At 70.7% G+C, this 16,978-nt stretch carries 12 protein-coding genes and 1 pseudogene; 9 read left to right on the forward strand and 4 right to left on the reverse strand.

Going from position 1 to position 16,978, the window contains the following annotated elements; genetic code table 11:
• The first annotated feature begins 722 nt into the window (after positions 1-722).
• From ABT263_RS01710 to ABT263_RS01720, 3 genes are all read left to right on the forward strand, one after another.
• The gene (locus ABT263_RS01710) at positions 723-2,225 is read left to right on the forward strand and encodes an FAD-dependent monooxygenase (protein ID WP_352286443.1); all 1,503 of its coding nucleotides are present in this window, start codon (positions 723-725) and stop codon (positions 2,223-2,225) included.
• 596 nt (positions 2,226-2,821) lie between these two features.
• Positions 2,822-3,958 carry an alpha/beta hydrolase gene (locus tag ABT263_RS01715; protein WP_352286445.1) on the forward strand — a complete coding sequence of 379 codons (1,137 nt, stop codon included), beginning with the start codon at positions 2,822-2,824 and terminating at the stop codon, positions 3,956-3,958.
• Positions 3,959-3,979: 21 nt separating this feature from the next.
• Positions 3,980-4,786: an amidohydrolase family protein gene (locus ABT263_RS01720; protein ID WP_352286446.1), complete on the forward strand. Its 807-nt coding sequence runs from the start codon at positions 3,980-3,982 to the stop codon at positions 4,784-4,786.
• A gap of 140 nt (positions 4,787-4,926) precedes the next feature.
• Here ABT263_RS01720 and ABT263_RS01725 read toward each other — a convergent pair whose 3' ends face one another.
• The 3 genes from ABT263_RS01725 to ABT263_RS01735 all read right to left on the reverse strand — a co-directional run bounded on the left by ABT263_RS01725 (position 4,927) and on the right by ABT263_RS01735 (position 8,422).
• Positions 4,927-5,571: a TetR/AcrR family transcriptional regulator gene (locus ABT263_RS01725; protein ID WP_352286448.1), complete on the reverse strand. Its 645-nt coding sequence runs from the start codon at positions 5,569-5,571 to the stop codon at positions 4,927-4,929.
• Between the two features lie 581 nt (positions 5,572-6,152).
• Entirely contained in the window at positions 6,153-7,328 is a 1,176-nt protein-coding gene (locus ABT263_RS01730; protein WP_502885736.1) for a DUF3500 domain-containing protein, read from the reverse strand.
• Positions 7,325-8,422, reverse strand: a complete 1,098-nt coding sequence (locus ABT263_RS01735) for a zinc-dependent alcohol dehydrogenase (protein WP_352286452.1) — start codon at positions 8,420-8,422, stop codon at positions 7,325-7,327. The genes ABT263_RS01730 and ABT263_RS01735 overlap by 4 nt, the downstream gene beginning before the upstream one ends.
• Before the next feature lie 234 nt (positions 8,423-8,656).
• Between ABT263_RS01735 and ABT263_RS01740 the strand changes: the two genes are divergently transcribed.
• From ABT263_RS01740 to ABT263_RS01755, 4 genes are all read left to right on the forward strand, one after another.
• Positions 8,657-9,442: an SDR family oxidoreductase gene (locus ABT263_RS01740; RefSeq protein ID WP_352286454.1), complete on the forward strand. Its 786-nt coding sequence runs from the start codon at positions 8,657-8,659 to the stop codon at positions 9,440-9,442.
• Positions 9,443-9,471: 29 nt separating this feature from the next.
• Entirely contained in the window at positions 9,472-10,407 is a 936-nt protein-coding gene (locus ABT263_RS01745) for a dihydrodipicolinate synthase family protein (RefSeq protein WP_352286456.1), read from the forward strand.
• A 60-nt stretch (positions 10,408-10,467) separates the two neighbouring features.
• Positions 10,468-11,373 carry a LysR family transcriptional regulator gene (locus tag ABT263_RS01750; protein ID WP_352286458.1) on the forward strand — a complete coding sequence of 302 codons (906 nt, stop codon included), beginning with the start codon at positions 10,468-10,470 and terminating at the stop codon, positions 11,371-11,373.
• A gap of 526 nt (positions 11,374-11,899) precedes the next feature.
• The gene (locus tag ABT263_RS01755; RefSeq protein ID WP_352286460.1) at positions 11,900-13,582 is read left to right on the forward strand and encodes an RICIN domain-containing protein; all 1,683 of its coding nucleotides are present in this window, start codon (positions 11,900-11,902) and stop codon (positions 13,580-13,582) included.
• 86 nt (positions 13,583-13,668) lie between these two features.
• Here the strand turns inward: ABT263_RS01755 and ABT263_RS01760 are convergent.
• A pseudogene (locus ABT263_RS01760) lies at positions 13,669-13,836 on the reverse strand (sigma factor); the annotation flags it as partial.
• A 165-nt stretch (positions 13,837-14,001) separates the two neighbouring features.
• On the opposite strand from ABT263_RS01760, the gene ABT263_RS01765 reads away from it, so the two are divergent.
• The gene (locus tag ABT263_RS01765; protein ID WP_352286461.1) at positions 14,002-14,265 is read left to right on the forward strand and encodes a hypothetical protein; all 264 of its coding nucleotides are present in this window, start codon (positions 14,002-14,004) and stop codon (positions 14,263-14,265) included.
• A gap of 171 nt (positions 14,266-14,436) precedes the next feature.
• Positions 14,437-16,848 (forward strand): non-reducing end alpha-L-arabinofuranosidase family hydrolase, encoded by a 2,412-nt coding sequence (locus ABT263_RS01770; RefSeq protein WP_352286879.1) that lies wholly within the window; start codon positions 14,437-14,439, stop codon positions 16,846-16,848.
• Positions 16,849-16,978: the final 130 nt, after the last annotated feature.

Genomic DNA, 16,978 nt, shown 5'->3' on the forward strand with positions numbered 1-16,978 from the left:
GCGTGGTCGTTCCCGCGCAATGCCGCCAGGCATCCCGCCGGGCCGCCGAGGCGCGCTGCCCCGGAGGCTGGGGCCGGGGCCTGGCCTGCGGATTCTGCTGGCCCCTGCCTTGCGTCGAGGGCATCGCGCAGACTTCCACCGGCGCCCTGCCGGCGTCCAGGTCGAAAACCGCGCGCAGGGCATAGGCAGGACCAATACGTGCTGGTCAGCACTTGGATTGCCGCATGGGGAAGCGCCGGCGTCCACAGGTCGGCGCAGCTCGGGTCGAGGCGACGGGGCGGGGGCGCCGGGGCCGCCGCACTCTCCCTGCCTGGAGCTGGCGGCGGCCGGGCGGCGCGATGCCTCACCGCGGCGCGATGCGGGGTCCGCGCCCCGCGAATCGGCGCCGCCGGCACCCTGGCGGCCCATGAGCCGCGGTGGCCGGGGGAGCTCTCGACTGTTCGCAGACCCCTCTGCGCCAGTCGCCCTCCCGACGCGCGCTTGCCTCACCTGCAATAAACGGCTACGGTGTATCCGAAAGACATTGGTTACATCGTAGCCATTATTGGCGCTGGGGGAGTCACTCCACGGTCCCGGCCGGCGCCCGCGACAGATGCGACCCGGCTGCCGCCGGACCCTCATCGACATACGCATCCGCGGGGCCCGACCCGCAGCGCCCCGATACCCCAGTGCAGCGCGGCAGTTGGCCGCGCTGCCCGAGAAAGTCCCCGAGGTCGATCACCATGACAGACCACCGCGACATCGACGTCCTCATCGCCGGCGCCGGCCCGACCGGCTCCACTCTGGCGGCCGACCTGGTCCGCCGGGGCGTGCGCGTCCGTGTCATCAACAAGGCCCCGCACGCATTCGAGGGGTCGCGCGCCAAGGGAGTCCAGCCGCGCACCCAGGAAGTGCTCGAGGACTTCGGCGTTCTCCACGAGGCGCTCGCGGAGGGCGGTCCCTACCCGCTGGCCGGGATCCACCTCGGGCCGATGACCGCCCCGTGGCGGATGCAGCAGCGGAGCAAGCCGACACCCGACGTCCCGTACCCGAACATCCTCCTCCTGCCGCAGCACCGCACGGATGCCATCCTGCACCGGCTCCTCGAGCGTCAGGGGGTGGACATCGAGTACGGGGTGGGCCTGGAGAGCTTCGAGCAGGACGCCACCGGAGTGACCTCCACCCTGTCCACCGGCCAGCAGGTGCGCAGCAAGTACCTGGTGGGCGCGGACGGCGGCGCGAGCACCGTCCGGATAGAGACCGGCCTGGACTTCGCAGGCGAGACCGACGACTCGGACAAGACGCTCATCATCGACTGCACCATCGACGGGCTCTCGCGCGACCGGTGGCACATGTGGCCGCGGGCGCAGGCCGGGGCGTGCCCGTTGCCGCACTCCGACCAGTTCCAGGTGATGGTCCGGCTGACGCCGGGCGACGTGCCCGACCTCGACCACGGCGCCCTGACGGACCGGTTCTACTCGCTCACCGGCCTCAAGCTGCGGGACATCACCTGGACGTCGGTGTTCCGGCCGAACGTCCGCCTGGTGGAGCACTACCGGCTCGGCCGGGTGTTCCTGGCGGGCGACGCGGCGCACGTGCACACTCCCGCGGGCGCCCAGGGCCTGAACACGGGTGTGCAGGACGCCTACAACCTGGGATGGAAGCTCGGCCAGGTGCTCGCCGGCGCGCCGGAGTCCCTGCTCGACAGTTACGAGGCCGAACGGCTTCCCATCGCCGCCGCGGTCCTCGGCAAGTCCAGCGAGCTCTACAAGAGCCTCAGCAACCACAAGGTCGGCGGCCTGAAGCGCGGCGACGAGGAGCGGCAGCTCAGGCTCACCTACCGCGGCGGCCCGCTGGCCCCCGCCGGCACTCCCGCCACCAAGACCCTGCACGCGGGCGACCGGGCGCCGGACGCACCGTGCACAGCGCCCGGGACCAGCCGCCTGTTCGAGGCTCTGCAGGGCCCGCATTTCACCGTCCTGGCCTTCGGCCCGGCTGCGGCGAAGGCCCTGCCCGACCTGGCGTGGCCGACCGCGGGCGCGGAGCTGCACCGCCATGCCGTGCGCAGCGGCCGCGGGATCGACGAGGGCTACCTCTCCGACACCGGCGGCGAGCTGGCCGGCATCTACGGGGTCGAGGGCGACGCCCTGGTCCTGATCCGGCCCGACGGGTACATCGCCAGCGTCATCACCAGCGACTGGGCCGACTCGTTCGCCACCGCGATCGAGGGCATCACCCCGCGGTGACCATGAGCGTTCTCGAGGAGCGAGGACGGCGGGCTCCGGCGGCGGCCGGGAGAAAGCCCGCGACCGCCGTCGGCGGGGGCAGGGCGCACTGCTGCCCGGCCCCCGCCGACGGCGGTACGGACGCGTTCCGCCTGCGTGGCGAGACGCCCTCGGGGCCTATTGCACCCGGGCAACATTACGGATACGTTGTATTCATAAATCTGTTCATCGGCGCCGCCGGGAACCAGGCCCCCTCCTGCGGGTCCCCGCTGCGTCGGCCCCGAGAGCCTCGGCGGTGCGGCCGGATGATGCCCCGGCCGACACGCAAGGCTCCGTCCAGCCGGGCCCGGGCGCCGGCCGGTCCGTCGGTGAGCAGGTTTCGGGCGCTCGCGCGCCACAGCCCCGCCCACCGCCGGCGCCCCGCCGGAGCCGGTGCACCCCTGGCCAGGCGCACGGTTCAACGCTCCGACCGGGTCGTGCCGCTGGGGGCCCGCCCGAGGCGCGCGGGGCGAACCCCTAGCCCCAGGCGAGCCGCTGCGAGCCGAGGGCGCCAACTCAAAGAGGAGTAATCAGGGATGTCATCACAGCAAGGGATCGCCGAGGGTCGGGCCCTGGTCGTGACCCACAGCTTCTTCGGCAGCCGCGTTGAGACCGAGGAGACGACGTCGACGCTGTCGGGCGAGTCCCAGGCCGCACTGCGCCAGTTCTCGCTGGAGCGCGCGATGGGCTACGGCGTCGATTACGCCGACGCCGTCGAGCTGCGCGCGCGCGTGGTGGACGGGCAGGACTGGTGCGCGGCCGCAACCGAGCTCGCCCAGACGTGCCTGGGCCACGCCGACCGGGCGGTCGGCGCGGCAGGCCGAATCACGACCGTCGCCTACCTGCGGCGCGCGTCGGCACTCATGCGCATGAGCCAGATGATGATGCTGTCCGACACCGCCGACCGTCGGGCGATCTTCGAGCGGGCCGCCGAACTCTACGCCCAGGCCGCGGAACTGGCCGGCGACCGCGAGCGGGTGGCGATCCGGACCGAACTGGGAACCCTGGCCGGATGGCTTGTCCCCGCCCGCGGCGGGTCGATCGGCTCGGCCGTCGTCGTCGGCGGCGTCGAAGGCTGGGCCATGGACTTCGACAGCATCGGCGAAGCCCTCGCCGCGCGCGGCGTCGACACCCTGATGCTCGACGCGCCCGGGCAGGGCGAGACGCGGCTGACGCACCGGCACTACCTCACCCCCCAGTGGCGCATCGCGTACCGGCGTGCCGTCGACTACCTGGAGGACCGGACGCCGGACAGGCCGATCGGTGTGGTCGGCAACAGCATGGGCGGCAGCTTCGCCATGGCAGTCGCCGCCGAGGACAACCGCATCGCCGCGTGTGTCGACAACGGCGGCATCCACGCGCCCTGGCTCGTGCCGCCCACCATGGGCACCTTCTTCTCCAAAATGGTGGCCGCCTGCGGCACGGTCGATGCGGACCTGGCGGCGACGGCCTGGGCGACCGTCACCCCGCTCGCCGACGGCCCCAACGCCGGCTACCCGCTGCTGGTGGTCCAGGGCGGGGCGGACCCGATGGTGTCCACGCCCCTGGCGGAGCTGCTTCTCCAGGGCGCCCCGACCGAGGACAAGCAGATGGTCGTCTTCTCCGATGGCAACCACTGCGTCTACAACCACAAGCACGACCGCGACATGCTCATCGCGGACTGGATGCGAGAGCGCCTCGCCGGCCGCGGCACTCGGCACGAGACGGCGAACTGACAAGGAAGAGGCGCACCACCCATGACAATCATCGACGCACAGATCCACCTCTGGGCCGGCCCCATCGCACCGCCCCATCACTGGCGGGCTCCCTACACGATCGAGTCCGCCCTGCGCGACATGGACCAGGCCGGCGTGGACCGCGCGGTCAACTGCCCGGCCATCTGGGACCCGGAGGCGAACGACTACGCGGTGCAGGCGGCACTCGCGCATCCCGACCGCTTCGCGACCATGGGCTGGTTCCCGCTCGACGGCACCGCGGATGCCTCCGTCGTCGATGCGTGGCTGGACAAACCGGGAATGCTCGGGCTCCGGTTCATGCTGGCGGCACCCGAGATGGCCGACCGGATCGCCTCCGGAGGCCTCGACTGGCTGTGGGCTGCCGCGGACCGCCGCCAGATCGCCGTGGCCCTCATGGTGCTTCCCCCGTATCTGCCGGCGGTCGCGGACATCGCCGCCAGGTTCCCGCGGATGCGCCTGATGATCGACCACCTGGCCACCAATCCGTTCGAGAAGCTGCCGGACGCGGCCGCACACCTCGACGGCCTGCTCGCCCTGGCACGGCACCCCAACATCGCCGTGAAGGCGACCGGCGTACCGGGCATGGCCACCGACGGGTACCCGTTCGCGAGCACCCACGCCGTGCTGCGGCAGGTCTTCGACGCCTTCGGCGCCGAGCGGATGTTCTGGGGCACCGACATCACGCGTCTTCCCTGCTCGTGGCAGGAGTCGGTGACGATGTTCACCGAGGAGCTGCCGTGGCTGCGCGGCCGCGACCTCGACCTGGTCATGGGCGAAGCCGTGGCCGACTGGATCGGCTGGCGCTGACCACCCCGCCAAGCGGGCACCCTTCCCGCCCCAGCTGCCCCCGGAGCCGGCAACGCCTCCGGGGGCAGCTGCACCTTCACCTCTGGCCGAAGGGCGGCCGAAACGGCCGAGGCCGCCAGCCGCCGTCACCCCGGGCAGGGTCAGCCTCCGGCACGCTCGCCAGTCGGCGCGGCCGCCGCGAGCCGGGCCCGCTCAAGCCCGTCGAGCAACAGGCCCAGGCCGAAGCGGAACTCCTCGTCGAGTGGCACGGATGTCAGCTCCTCGGCCGCGCCCGTCGTCGCCGGGTACACCTGCGGGTCCAGGGAGTTGTAGTAGTCCCGCAGGTGTGTCTGCTCCTCGGGGCGCGGCGCGGCGGGACCGTGCTGCTGTATGGCGAACCCGATCACGTAGTGGCCGATCGCCGTGAACGCGCGGGCCGCCAGGGCCACGGGGAATCCGTGGTGCATGAACAGCGTGATGAGGCTTTCCCTCGCGCGCAGCCCGTTGGGGCCGACCGGGACCTGAGCCGCGAGCAGCGAGATCGCGTTGGGGTGCCGGCGCAGGGTGTCGTAGAAGGCCTCCGCGGCGACGGTGACAGCCGCCCGCCAGTCAAGGCCGGTGAGGTCCTCGGCCGGGACGCGGACCTCGCCCAGGATCCTGTCGGTGACCAGGGCCAGAAGCTCGTCCTTGCCGTTGAAGTGCCGGTAGAGCGTGGCGGTGCCCGAGTTCAGTTCGTCGGCCAGCATCCGCAGGGTCAGGGCCTGGATGCCGACCTCGTCGATGAGCTTGAGGGCAGTGTCCACCATCCGGCCGGCATCCATCGGGGGACGCCCGCGCTTGTACTCGGGAGGCGGGGTCCGGCTCGCCCACCACGCGGGACTTCCCGGAACGGGCTGGACCTCCGAAGCCATGAGGCGGCCACCCTTTCGGTCACGAACAGGAAGTTTCGGCATTATCGTATCCGTTTTCGACGGCGGCACGGGAAGCCTGACCGCCATCGCCCCCGACGACCCGCCGCCGGCGGCCTCCGCATCGGAGCGACAGGCGCCGCGGCCGAGCGCCGGGGCCGGCTCACCGGCCGCCACAGGCGCCCGCTCTCCAGCCCCGGCCGACGGGCTTCGCGCGGCGCGGCCACGCCGGGGGCGGCACTCCGCTGTGAGGCAGTGCGATGGCGAACGACACAGGTCGCACCGGCCTTCGGATGGACCCCCGCGTATGGGCCATGCCCTCGATCGTTGTCACCCTGGTCATGGCGGCACTGGCCGCGATGTACCTGGGCGGGATGGTCAGCTCGCCGGACAACATCAAGAACTTGAGCGCCCGGCCCGGCTCCCGCAGGCCGGCCGCGGCACTCCTCCACCCGTGGCGGGGCACCGCGCTCCGGTGGTCAGTGCAGGGTTTGGGCGCGGTGCTGAGCCAGGACGTCGAGTCCGAAGTCGGACACCGGGTCGCGCCAGACCGAGTGGGCGTGGTTCGCCTGCCGCTGCGTGTTGTCGTACTCGACGAGGATGCGCGGACCGTGGATCCGGTAGTAGTGCGCCTGCCCCGGCTCGAGGCTGCCCGCCCAGCCGAAATGCACCGCGTCCAGGGCGCCGTCGACGGCGAAGTGGGCGTCGTACGCGGCAGCGAGGTCGCCCGGGGCGCGGCCCGTGTAGTGGGACAGCAGGCGCCGCAGGCCACGCCGCTGGTCCTCGGTCAGGTCGCGGGCGCTGATGCCCCGCGGGGGAAACGTGATCGCCACCCGCGTGTGGTCGTCGTCGGTGTATCCGCTCGCGTCCTCGGCGCGGCGGTCGATCGCATCGACCAGCCGTGCGAGGGCAGGGTCATCGAACCGGCCGCGCCACAGATCCTGCATGTGAATCATGGTGTCGCCGTCGCCGACCTGCGGCCGGTTGCCCGACACGATGTCCGACACCGCCGACTGGTGCAGAAGGGCCGTGGAGAGCTGCTTTCGTGTGAGTGTCGCAGCCAGCGCCCGCGCCTCGTCCTCGATTCCGCCGAGGGGAAGGAGGGAGCCGCCCAGCAGGGCGGTCCTTGCGGGGTCGGCCCCGATGAAGCACGGCGTCGTCGAAACGAGCCGGCCTGCCGCGACGAGGTTGTTGAGGGAGATGTGGTGACCCCCGAACCGCCAAGCCCACACTGGGCCACCTGGTCGCCCGAACACCCTCAGCCAGTACAGGCCCGGATCGCGTCCGCGTTCGCGGCCCCAGTCCGTCCGCCAGCCCTCCACCTGGTCGAGGACGTTCTCCAGGCCGAGCACGGTGGCGACGGTGGCGTACCCGGCCTCCGACAGTCCGGTCGCCACCAGTTGCATGGCGAGCCTCTGCTGCGCCGGGTCCTGCGCGCTCAGGGCGAGGCCGCCGTGGTCGGTCGGGGTGTAGAACCACCTGAGCCTCTCGGCCTCGGCATCGGGGTTGAGCGGGGAGTCGTCCAGAGCGAGGCGCAGCTGGTCGGGGTTCAGCGCGCCGAGCCAGGTCGTAGCCGCGGCGGCCATCGCTGATGCCGCGCTCCTCCTCCCCGGAGCGGCGGACGGCTTTGGGCCGTCCTCGTGCTCGGCGCTCACCCGGGCTCACCCCCGTCCTCGGAGACGTCGAGCATGACCTTGAGGGCGCCGTCCCGGCGTTCGGCGTACGTGTCGAAGGCCTCGCTGACGTCCTTCAGCGCGAAGTGGTGCGTGACCAGTTCCTCGGTCCGCAGGCGTCCGCGGGCCGCGAGGGCGATGGCGCGGGCCAGCGACCCGGCGCCCTCGCCGCGCACGGTGTCGATCGAGATGCCGTTCATCACGGCGTGGTTGAGGTCGGCGCGGACCGGCTCCTCGAAGAATCCGACCAGGACGACCCTGCCGGACCGCTTGGCCATGCGCAGCGCGTCGTCGACTGCGCTGGGAGCACCGGAGCACTCCAGGACGACGTCGGCGCCGACTCCTCGGGTCGCTTCTCGCACCGCGGTCACGGCGTCCTGGCGCCGGGAGTTGACCACCAGGTCCGCGCCGAACCGAGCGCCCACCGCCAGCCGGGCCTCGCGTGTGCCGACGAGGGCGATGCTGCGGGCTCCGAGTTCACTCGCGACCTGGGTGGCGAGCAGCCCGATCGGACCCGGCCCGACGATGGCGACGTCGGCGCCGACCAGCAGGGAGTCGAGGGTGTCGTAGGCGTGCATGACGGTGCCGACGGTCGACAGGACGACGGCCGCGTCGAAGCCCACGGAATCGGGGAGGCGGTGGAGGGCGGAGACGTGGTTGAGCGCGTACTCGGCGAATCCGCCGTTCACCGTCATGCCCTGCGCCCGGTGCCCTGTGTGGCGCCGGCCGTAGTTCAGGCAGTCGGTGTAGCGGCCCGAAAGGCAGTTGGTGCAGCGCATGCAGCCGCGGTGCGCCTCCGTGACGACGCGGTCCCCGACCCGGAGTTCGTCGACGGTCTCGCCCACGGCGACGACGACCCCCGCGTACTCGTGCCCGGGCACAAAAGTGCCGGGCTGCGGCCCGCCGTCGGGGAAGAAGCGCCGGCTGCGGATCTTGAGGTCGGTGCCGCACAGGGACGCGCGCCGCACATGGACCAGGACGTCCTCCGGCCCCGGCCGGGGCAGGGGAAGCGTGGTCGTTGCGATGGTGCCCGGCTCGCCCAGCACAACCGCCTGCATGGTCTCCGGCAACGGCATTCCAGTCTCCCCACGAACGGGCCGACGCGGCGCGACGGATCGGGGAGGCGCTGTACGCGCCCCGAAAACATCCTTGCCACATTCACGCCGCCCGCTCCCCGGACGTTCCATAGGAGTTCCCTATGGGCAGCGGCAGGAAGTCCTATTTGCAAAACACCGACCCGTCCTGAAAGTGTCATGCGAACAATTGCACCGCCTCTCTTTCAGGCACCCGCCGCACCGAGGAGCGACACCGTGGACCTGGGAATTTCAGGAAAGACAGCACTCGTCCTAGGAGGTGGCGGGGGAATCGGCGGCGCCGTGGCCCGGGCCCTCGCGGGTGAGAGCGCGAACGTCGCCGTCGCCGATATCGACCTCGGCGCGGCGGCCAGGACCGCGAAGGCCGTCGAAGCGGCGGGGGCACGTGCCCTCGCGATCGAGTGGGACCTCGGCGACCTGCAATCCATCGACCGGCACGTGAGGCGGGTGGAGGAGACGCTCGGCCCCGTCGACATCCTCGTCAACAACACCGGTGGCCCGCCACCATCCCCCGTTCTCGGACAGGACCACGCGGTGTGGCTCAGCCACTTCGGGTCCATGGTGCTGTCGGTCATGGCGATCACCGATCGCGTCGCCCCGTCGATGAAGAGCCGGGGCTGGGGCCGGATCATCACCAGCACGAGCTCGGGAGTGATCTCCCCGATTCCGGGACTCGGGCTGTCGAACACACTCCGCGCCAGTCTCCTCGGCTGGTCGAAAACACTCGCTCGGGAAATCGCCGCCGACGGAATCACCTGCAACGTCGTCGTCCCTGGACGGATCAGCACCGCGCGGGTGAATTTCCTGGACGAGGCAAAAGCCGCGCGTGAGGGGGAAACAGCCGAACAGGCCGTCGAGGAAAGCCTCGCGTCCATTCCCGCAGGCCGCTACGGCGAGCCGCAGGAGTACGCCGCCACCGTCGCCTTCCTCGCCGGCGTCCCCGCCGCCTACATCACCGGCTCCGTCGTCCGCGTCGACGGCGGCCTCATCAGCGGCATCTGACCGACAGCCCCAACGACGAAGGTTGCCGCATGGCATTGCTGACTCGAACCACCAAGGGCGTGTTCGCCATCGCACCGACCCCTTTCGACGACTCCGGTGCCGTCGACCTCGACTCGCTCAGCCGCCTCACCGAGTTCTACGCCGCCGCCGGCGTCACCGGACTGACGCTGCTCGGCCAGATGGGCGAAGCACCGAAGCTGTCCCACACCGAGGGCGTCGACATCGTCAAACACGTCCTGAAACGGACCGAACTACCCGTCGTCGTCGGGGTGTCCGCACCCGGCTACGCCGCCATGAGGGCACTGTCCGCGGAGGTGATGGCCGCCGGCGCGGCCGGCGTGATGATCGCGCCCCCGAACACCCTGCGCACCGACGACCGGATCGTCGCCTACTACGAGGGCGCAGCAGCGGCCATCGGCGGCGACGTGCCCTTCGTGATCCAGGACTACCCGCTGTCGTTCTCCGTGGAGATCTCACCCGCCGTCATCGCGCGGATCGCCGGCGACCTGCCGGGATGCGTGATGCTCAAGCACGAGGACTGGCCCGGCCTAGAAAAGATCAGCAGCCTGCGCCACAAGGAAGCGAGCGGCCAGATGCCCCGCCTGTCCATCCTCTGCGGAAACGGCGGCCTCTTCCTCGACTTCGAAACCGAACGCGGAGCGGACGGCGCCATGACCGGCTACTGCGTCCCCGAAATGCTCGTGGACGTCGTCCGGCACACCGCGGCAGGCGACCGCGACGCGGCCCACGACGCCTTCGACGCGCACCTGCCGCTCCTACGGTACGAGCAGCAGCCCGGCACCGGCCTCGCGGTGCGCAAGTACGTGATGAAGCGGCGCGGCCTGCTGCGCTGCGACGCCCAGCGGAGCCCAGGAGCTAGCCTGTCAGCCAGAGCCCGAAGCGAGGTCGACTACCTGCTCGCGCGCCTGGCCCGCAAGGACCCACGGCTCACCCTCGCGCCCTGACCGGACCGCAGCGCCGGCAGCGCACCGCGGCGTCCCCGAACGACGGAAGAACTACGACCGATGCAGCTGCGCCAGCTGGAATACTTCATCGTCATCTGCGAGGCCGGATCGTTCAGCGCCGCAGCCGGTCGGCTCTACGTCACACAGCCGTCCCTGTCCCAGCAGGTACGGGCCCTGGAGAAGGAACTCGGAGCGGCGCTGCTCGAGCGGGGCCGGTACGGCATCACCCTGACACCCGCAGGAAGGATCTTCCTTCCCCAGGCGCAGCGCGCCGTTCAGGCGGTTCGCGATGCCGGGGACTCGGTACGACAGGTGGTCGAGGGTCGCAGCGGGGACGTCCACGTGCTCACGGTCAGATCCGTGGCCTCGGGCATCCTGCCCGCGCCGGCGTCCCGCTGGCACTCCCTGTTCCCCTCCACGGTGCTGCGGCTGCACGACTTCTCCCACCGGCGCGAGCTGGAGAACGCAGTGCGCAACGGCCAGGGAGACCTCGCCGTGGGACCGCGGCCCACCGCGTGGGAAGGTCCGGTGGTCTCTCTCGGATTCGAGGAGATGGTGGTCGTCGGACCCGACGAACACGCACCGGGCGAGTCCGCGGAGCCGACCGAGCTGCAGGAGGCCGACTGGGTGCTCTACGAGTCCGAGCAGGGCATGAGCGAGGTGGTGGACTGGGTCACGGCCCGTCTCGGGTTCACCCCGCGGGCCGTCGCAAGGACCGGTCAGGTATCCGCCGCGCTCCTGTTCGCGGTCGAGGGCATCGGCCTCACCATCACCCCGGAGAACGCGGTGCCGCTCCGCTGGGCCGGACACGCGCGCCGAATCGGGCCGGGCTTCTTTCGCGAGCTGGTCGCCTACAGCAGAAACCACCCCCCGCAGCTCGCGGAGCGCTACAGGGACATGCTCGACTCCCTCGAACTGCCGCTGGTCCCGGAAGGAGAGCTGCCCGACGGCGCCGTCCACCTCTGATCCGCGCAGCGCCGATACCGCCGATGCGTTCCCCGTGGTGCAGCGGCCGGGCCAGGTGGTGGCGCTGGACACCACCGTCCTGCCGGTGAAGGTCCGCGAGGACGTCTTCGGCGAGGCGGTGTCCGTTCACCTGACACTCGCGCTGGACGTGTACACGCATTCGATCGTGGCGTTCCGTCTCACCCTCGTCCCCGACACCTCGGGCGAATCTGTGGCCTTCGCGGCAACCTTTTCGTCCTCGGCGGCCACTCAGTGGTGTCCGGCCAAGTGGTCCGGTCAGAGACACCGGCTGAAAGAGAGCACCGACATGTTCCCTCGCCCCTCCGCGGCGCCGGAGGCGTCGCCCGGCGGCCGCGCCCGCCGCGCTCGCCGTGGTCGCGCCTTGTCCCGCTCGGCCATTCCGGGGCAGCGGACGCACCGCAGCCGTAAGTTGTACCAGCGCCGGGGTTTCTGGGCGGCCGTCGGTCTGGCGGTCGTTGGCGGCTCGGTGGTCGTGGTCAACACGGCCTCGGCGGGAATCGTGTCCGTGGACACGAGCTCCTGGTACGTGCTGGTCAACCACAACACCGGCCAGGTGCTGGACGACTACGGCTACGGCGCGCACGACGGCGCCGCGGTGGTGCAGTGGAGCCGCACCGGCGAGGCGAACCAGCAGTGGAAGTTCATCGACGCGGGTGACGGGAACTACCGGCTGCAGAACCGGTACTCCGGCAAGGTGCTGGACGACTACGGCTGGTCGAAGACCGAAGGCTCCCAGGTGGGGCAGTGGCACGACATGAACGGCGCCAACCAGCAGTTCCACCTGGAGAAGTCGTCGGACGGCTACGTGCGTCTGATCAACACCTTCAGCGGCAAGGCCGTCGAGGTCCCGCTCGGCTCCAAGCCCGACGGGGGCCAGATCGCCCAGTACCACGACTGGAACGGCGCCAACCAGCAGTGGCAGCTCGTCCCGGCCGGCAGCATCAGCGGCACCGGGAACACGGGGAGCTCCGGCAGCAGCGCCGCGCCCACCTTGCCCGCCAAGCCCACCACCCCTGTCACGCCGGGCGGCAGTGCTCCGACGAGCCAGGCCACGAGCGGTACCCGCCCGACGTCGGCGCCGCCGGCGTCCCCAGCGGCCGGCGGCGGCTCGGCGAAGAGCTTCATGGGCAGCAGCACGATCCTCGTCGGCGGCTCGATGTCCGACGCCTCGGCGAGCGCCGCGCCGTTCGACGCGCAGTACGCCTACGTGCACAGCCAGCCCGCGCCCTCGTCGGACTACTACACGGCGGCCCGCTGCCAGGACGGGTGGTCGGGCTGGTGGGGCTGCTGGACCGGCAGCACCACGGCGCCCGGCACGTACGTGACCTACCGGGACGCCAAGGCGGCCCAGGAGACCTACCAGGGCAAGCCGCGCCCGCAGAAGTTCCTCTGGACCTGGTACTCGCTGCGCGACCTCGGTGACGCGGCGGGCCAGGGCGACGGTCCGGGCGAGGTCCAGGCCATCAACAGGGCCGACCTGCTCACCCGGTACCTGAACGACTACCGCTTCTTCCTCCAGAAGATCGGCACCTCGCACGACATGATCGACCTCGAGCCCGACTTCTGGGGCTACGTCCGGTCGCTCGGTGACCCGCGCCAGGTCGCCGCGCAGGTCAAGGCCGCGAACCCGACGGACTGCGGCTCGCAGGAGAACAGCGCCGCCGGCCTGGCCCAGTGCCTGATCTCGATGGCGCACAAGTACGCGCCGAACACCGCCGTGGGAATGCACCTGTCGTGCTTCGACTGGCAGCAGAACACCCCGCAGTGCGTCAAGGACTACGCCCACCTCGGCGCACAGAACGCCGACTTCCTGGCCACCGACGTGTCGGACCGCGACGCGGGCTGGTACGCGCAGCCCGCCCACGGCGGCCTCAACAAGTTCTGGACCGACCAGACGGCCGCCGCCCAACTGGCGTTCTACAAGACGATGGCCGAGTCCGTGGGCAAGCCGGTGGTCCTGTGGCAGATCCCCCTGGGCAACATGGCGCAGAACAACACCCTCAACCACTACAAGGACGACAAGGTCGACTGGTTCTTCGCGCACATGGACCAGGTGGCCAACGCGCACATCGCCGGTCTGCTGTTCGGCTCGGGGCAGCAGGAACAGACCACGCCCGAGACCGACGGCGGAAACCTGATCAACAAGACGATCGCGTACCACAACTCGGGCGGTACAGCGCTCAAGTAGGCGAATCTACGACTGTGGCCCCACCTCTTCGGTGGGGCCACAGTCGTTCTCCTGGCCGGCCCGCGGACTTCTCGGCCGGCGTCGGCCGCTGCGCGCAGCCGGTCCCATCGCCGCCACAAGGCGAGCAGCGCATCGGCCGCCAGGTCGTCGGCCGCATCCGCTTCGCCGGTCAGAAGGTGGGCGAAACGGGCAAGTTCGGCGTAATGGCGTTCGAAGAATCCATGGAAGTCCGCGGACGCATCATCGAAGAGCATGTCCGTCGGCAACCTCTCAGTGCGTTGTTGGCGCTCACATCCGACAGCGGGGGAGCGGCAGCGTACCAATCGGTAGCCGGTTCCGGTTCATCAAGTGGCTCTGTCCACGCACGTCATCGTCGCCGATTCCGCCGGGCATGAGGGAGGCGTGACGCGACCGGCGGCGTGCAGTGCGCCGGCAGCCGGCAAGCCCGGCAAGCCCTGCCCACGGACGACTTCACCGTCGCCGTGCGGGAGGAGATCGGCGCGCTGGTCTACCGCTGGGTCCTCAAGCCGGGCCGTACGGTGCCGCCCGGACAGCACGTCCTCGGCGGCGGGTACGACCACGCCACCAGCGGACGGGACGCCGAGGATGACACCGACCGCGCCGACGCCGGGACCGCCGCAGGCGCCCTCGCGGCCCGGGCCGGCCTCGCCCCGACGGGATGAGGGCCGCGCCCATCCGCTCGACAAAAGAACTCCTTTCCCGAACGGCAACCTTCTTGGGCGCGGCGGCAACTGACGGGTAACCGGGGCCGAGACCAGGGCCCCCTTCGCCAGAAGGACAAGCCTTTGCCAGATCAGAACCGCTCTCATCGCCGCCGTCCGCCCACCCGCCGCGTGATCGCCGTCGCCGTGGCGCTCGCCGCCGTGGGCGCGGCCGTACCGCTGGTGGCCCAGGCCGCGTTCACGTCGAATCCCAGCGCACCGACCACGCTGGGTGCGGCGGCGGCCGGCAGCGGCCGCTACTTCGGTACGGCGGTGGCCGCGGGAAGGCTCGGGGACCCGACGTACTCGGGCATTCTCGACCGGGAGTTCAACATGATCACCCCGGAGAACGAGATGAAGTGGGACAGCACCGAGCCGTCCCGCGGGTCGTTCAACTTCGGGCCCGGCGACTCGATCGTCAGCCACGCCTCCGCCCATGGCCAGAAGATGCGCGGCCATACCCTGGTCTGGCACTCCCAGCTGCCGGGCTGGGTCCGCTCGACCACCGACGCGAACACGCTGCGCAGCGTGATGAACAACCACATCACCCAGGAGATGTCTCACTACAAGGGCAAGATCTACGCCTGGGACGTGGTCAACGAGGCCTTCGCCGACGGCGGCAGCGGTCAGCACCGCAGCTCGGTGTTCCAGGACGTGCTGGGCAACGGCTTCATCGAGGAGGCCTTCCGCACCGCCCGGGGCGTCGACCCCTCGGCCAAGCTCTGCTACAACGACTACAACATCGAGAACTGGACGGACGCCAAGACCCAGGGCGTCTACTCCATGGTCAAGGACTTCAAGGCCCGCGGCGTGCCCATCGACTGCGTCGGCTTCCAGAGCCACTTCGGTGCCGGCGGCCCCCCGGCCAGTTTCCAGACCACCCTGTCCAGCTTCGCCGCGCTCGGCGTGGACGTCCAGATCACCGAACTCGACATTGCCCAGGCGTCCACCACCGCCTACACCAACGCTGTCAAGGACTGCCTCAACGTCGCGCGCTGCACCGGCATCACCCTGTGGGGCATCCGCGACAGCGACTCCTGGCGCGGCGGCGAGAACCCGCTGTTGTTCGACGGCAACGACAACAAGAAACCCGCCTACGGCTCGGTGCTCACCACCCTGGGCAGCGCCGGCGGCGGAAAGCCGGGCGGCGGCAGCGGCGGCAGCGGCGGCACGCCGGGCGCGGGCATCACCTCCGGCACGGTCTACACGCTCTCCGCCGTCGGCGCCGCCGGACGCGTGCTCGACGAGTACGCGGGACAGAACGGCAACGGCACCCCGCTCCAGGTCTGGGACGCCAGCGGCGCCGCCAACCAGCAGTGGCGGGCCGACCGGAACGGCGACGGCTCCTACACCCTGACCAACATCGCCAGCGGTCGGGTCCTGGAGGAGCCGGGCAACCAGACGGGCAACGGAACGCGGATGCAGGTCTGGGACTCCACCGGCGCCGCCAACCAGCACTGGAAGGCCGCCCGGAACAGCGACGGCTCGTACACCCTCACCAACGTCGCCAGCGGCCGGGCCCTGGAGACGCCCGGCAACCAGACCGCCAACGGCACCGCCGTCCAGATCTGGGACTCCTGGGGCGCCGCCAACCAGCACTGGAACTTCAGCTCGCCCGCGCCGACGACGGGCGGCAAGTGCGCTCTGCCGTCGACGTACCACTGGTCGTCGACGGGTGCGCTGGCGCAGCCGGCGAACGGGTGGGCGTCGGTGAAGGACTTCACCGACGTGGTGTACCAGGGCAAGCACCTGGTCTACGCGTCGGACGTGTCGGGGTCGTCGTACGGCTCGATGGCGTTCGCCCCCTTCACCAACTGGTCGGACATGGCCTCGGCCCCCCAGACCGGGATGAACCAGAACGCGGTGGCGCCCACGCTGTTCTACTTCGCGCCCAAGAACACCTGGGTGCTCGCGTACCAGTGGGGTCAGTGGCCCTTCGTCTACCGCACCTCCAGCGACCCGACCAACCCCAACGGCTGGTCCGCGCCGCAGCCGCTGTTCACCGGCAGCATCCCCGGCTCCGGCACCGGCCCGATCGACCAGACCCTGATCGCCGACGGCCAGAACATGTACCTGTTCTTCGCCGGCGACAACGGCAGCATCTACCGGGCGAGCATGCCGATCGGGAACTTCCCGGGCAACTTCGGCTCGTCGTACACGACGGTCATGAGCGACACGGCGAACAACCTGTTCGAGGCGCCGCAGGTCTACAAGGTCCAGGGCCAGAACCAGTACCTCATGATCGTCGAGGCCCGGGGCGCGAACGAGCAGCGCTACTTCCGCTCGTTCACCGCCACCAGCCTGAACGGCTCCTGGACCCCGCAGGCCGCCACCGAGAGCAACCCCTTCGCCGGCAAGGCCAACAGCGGCGCCACCTGGACCAACGACATCAGCCACGGCGACCTCGTCCGCGACAACCCCGACCAGACCATGACCATCGACCCCTGCAACCTGCAGCTCCTCTACCAGGGCAAGTCCCCCACCGCGAAAGGCCCCTACGACCAACTGCCCTGGCGGCCCGGCGTCCTCACCCTCCAGCGCTGACCCTGCCTGATCCACGGTGACCGCGATCAGGTGCGGCCTGCCGACGCGTGGACGAGCGGTTCACGCCGCGGGCAACTCCACCCGCTGACCGACCCTCACCGCCCAGCGGAACCCCAGCCGTGCGTCGGCT

It is taken from the genome of Kitasatospora sp. NPDC001603 (assembly GCF_040298365.1).
Classification (GTDB): domain Bacteria; phylum Actinomycetota; class Actinomycetes; order Streptomycetales; family Streptomycetaceae; genus Kitasatospora.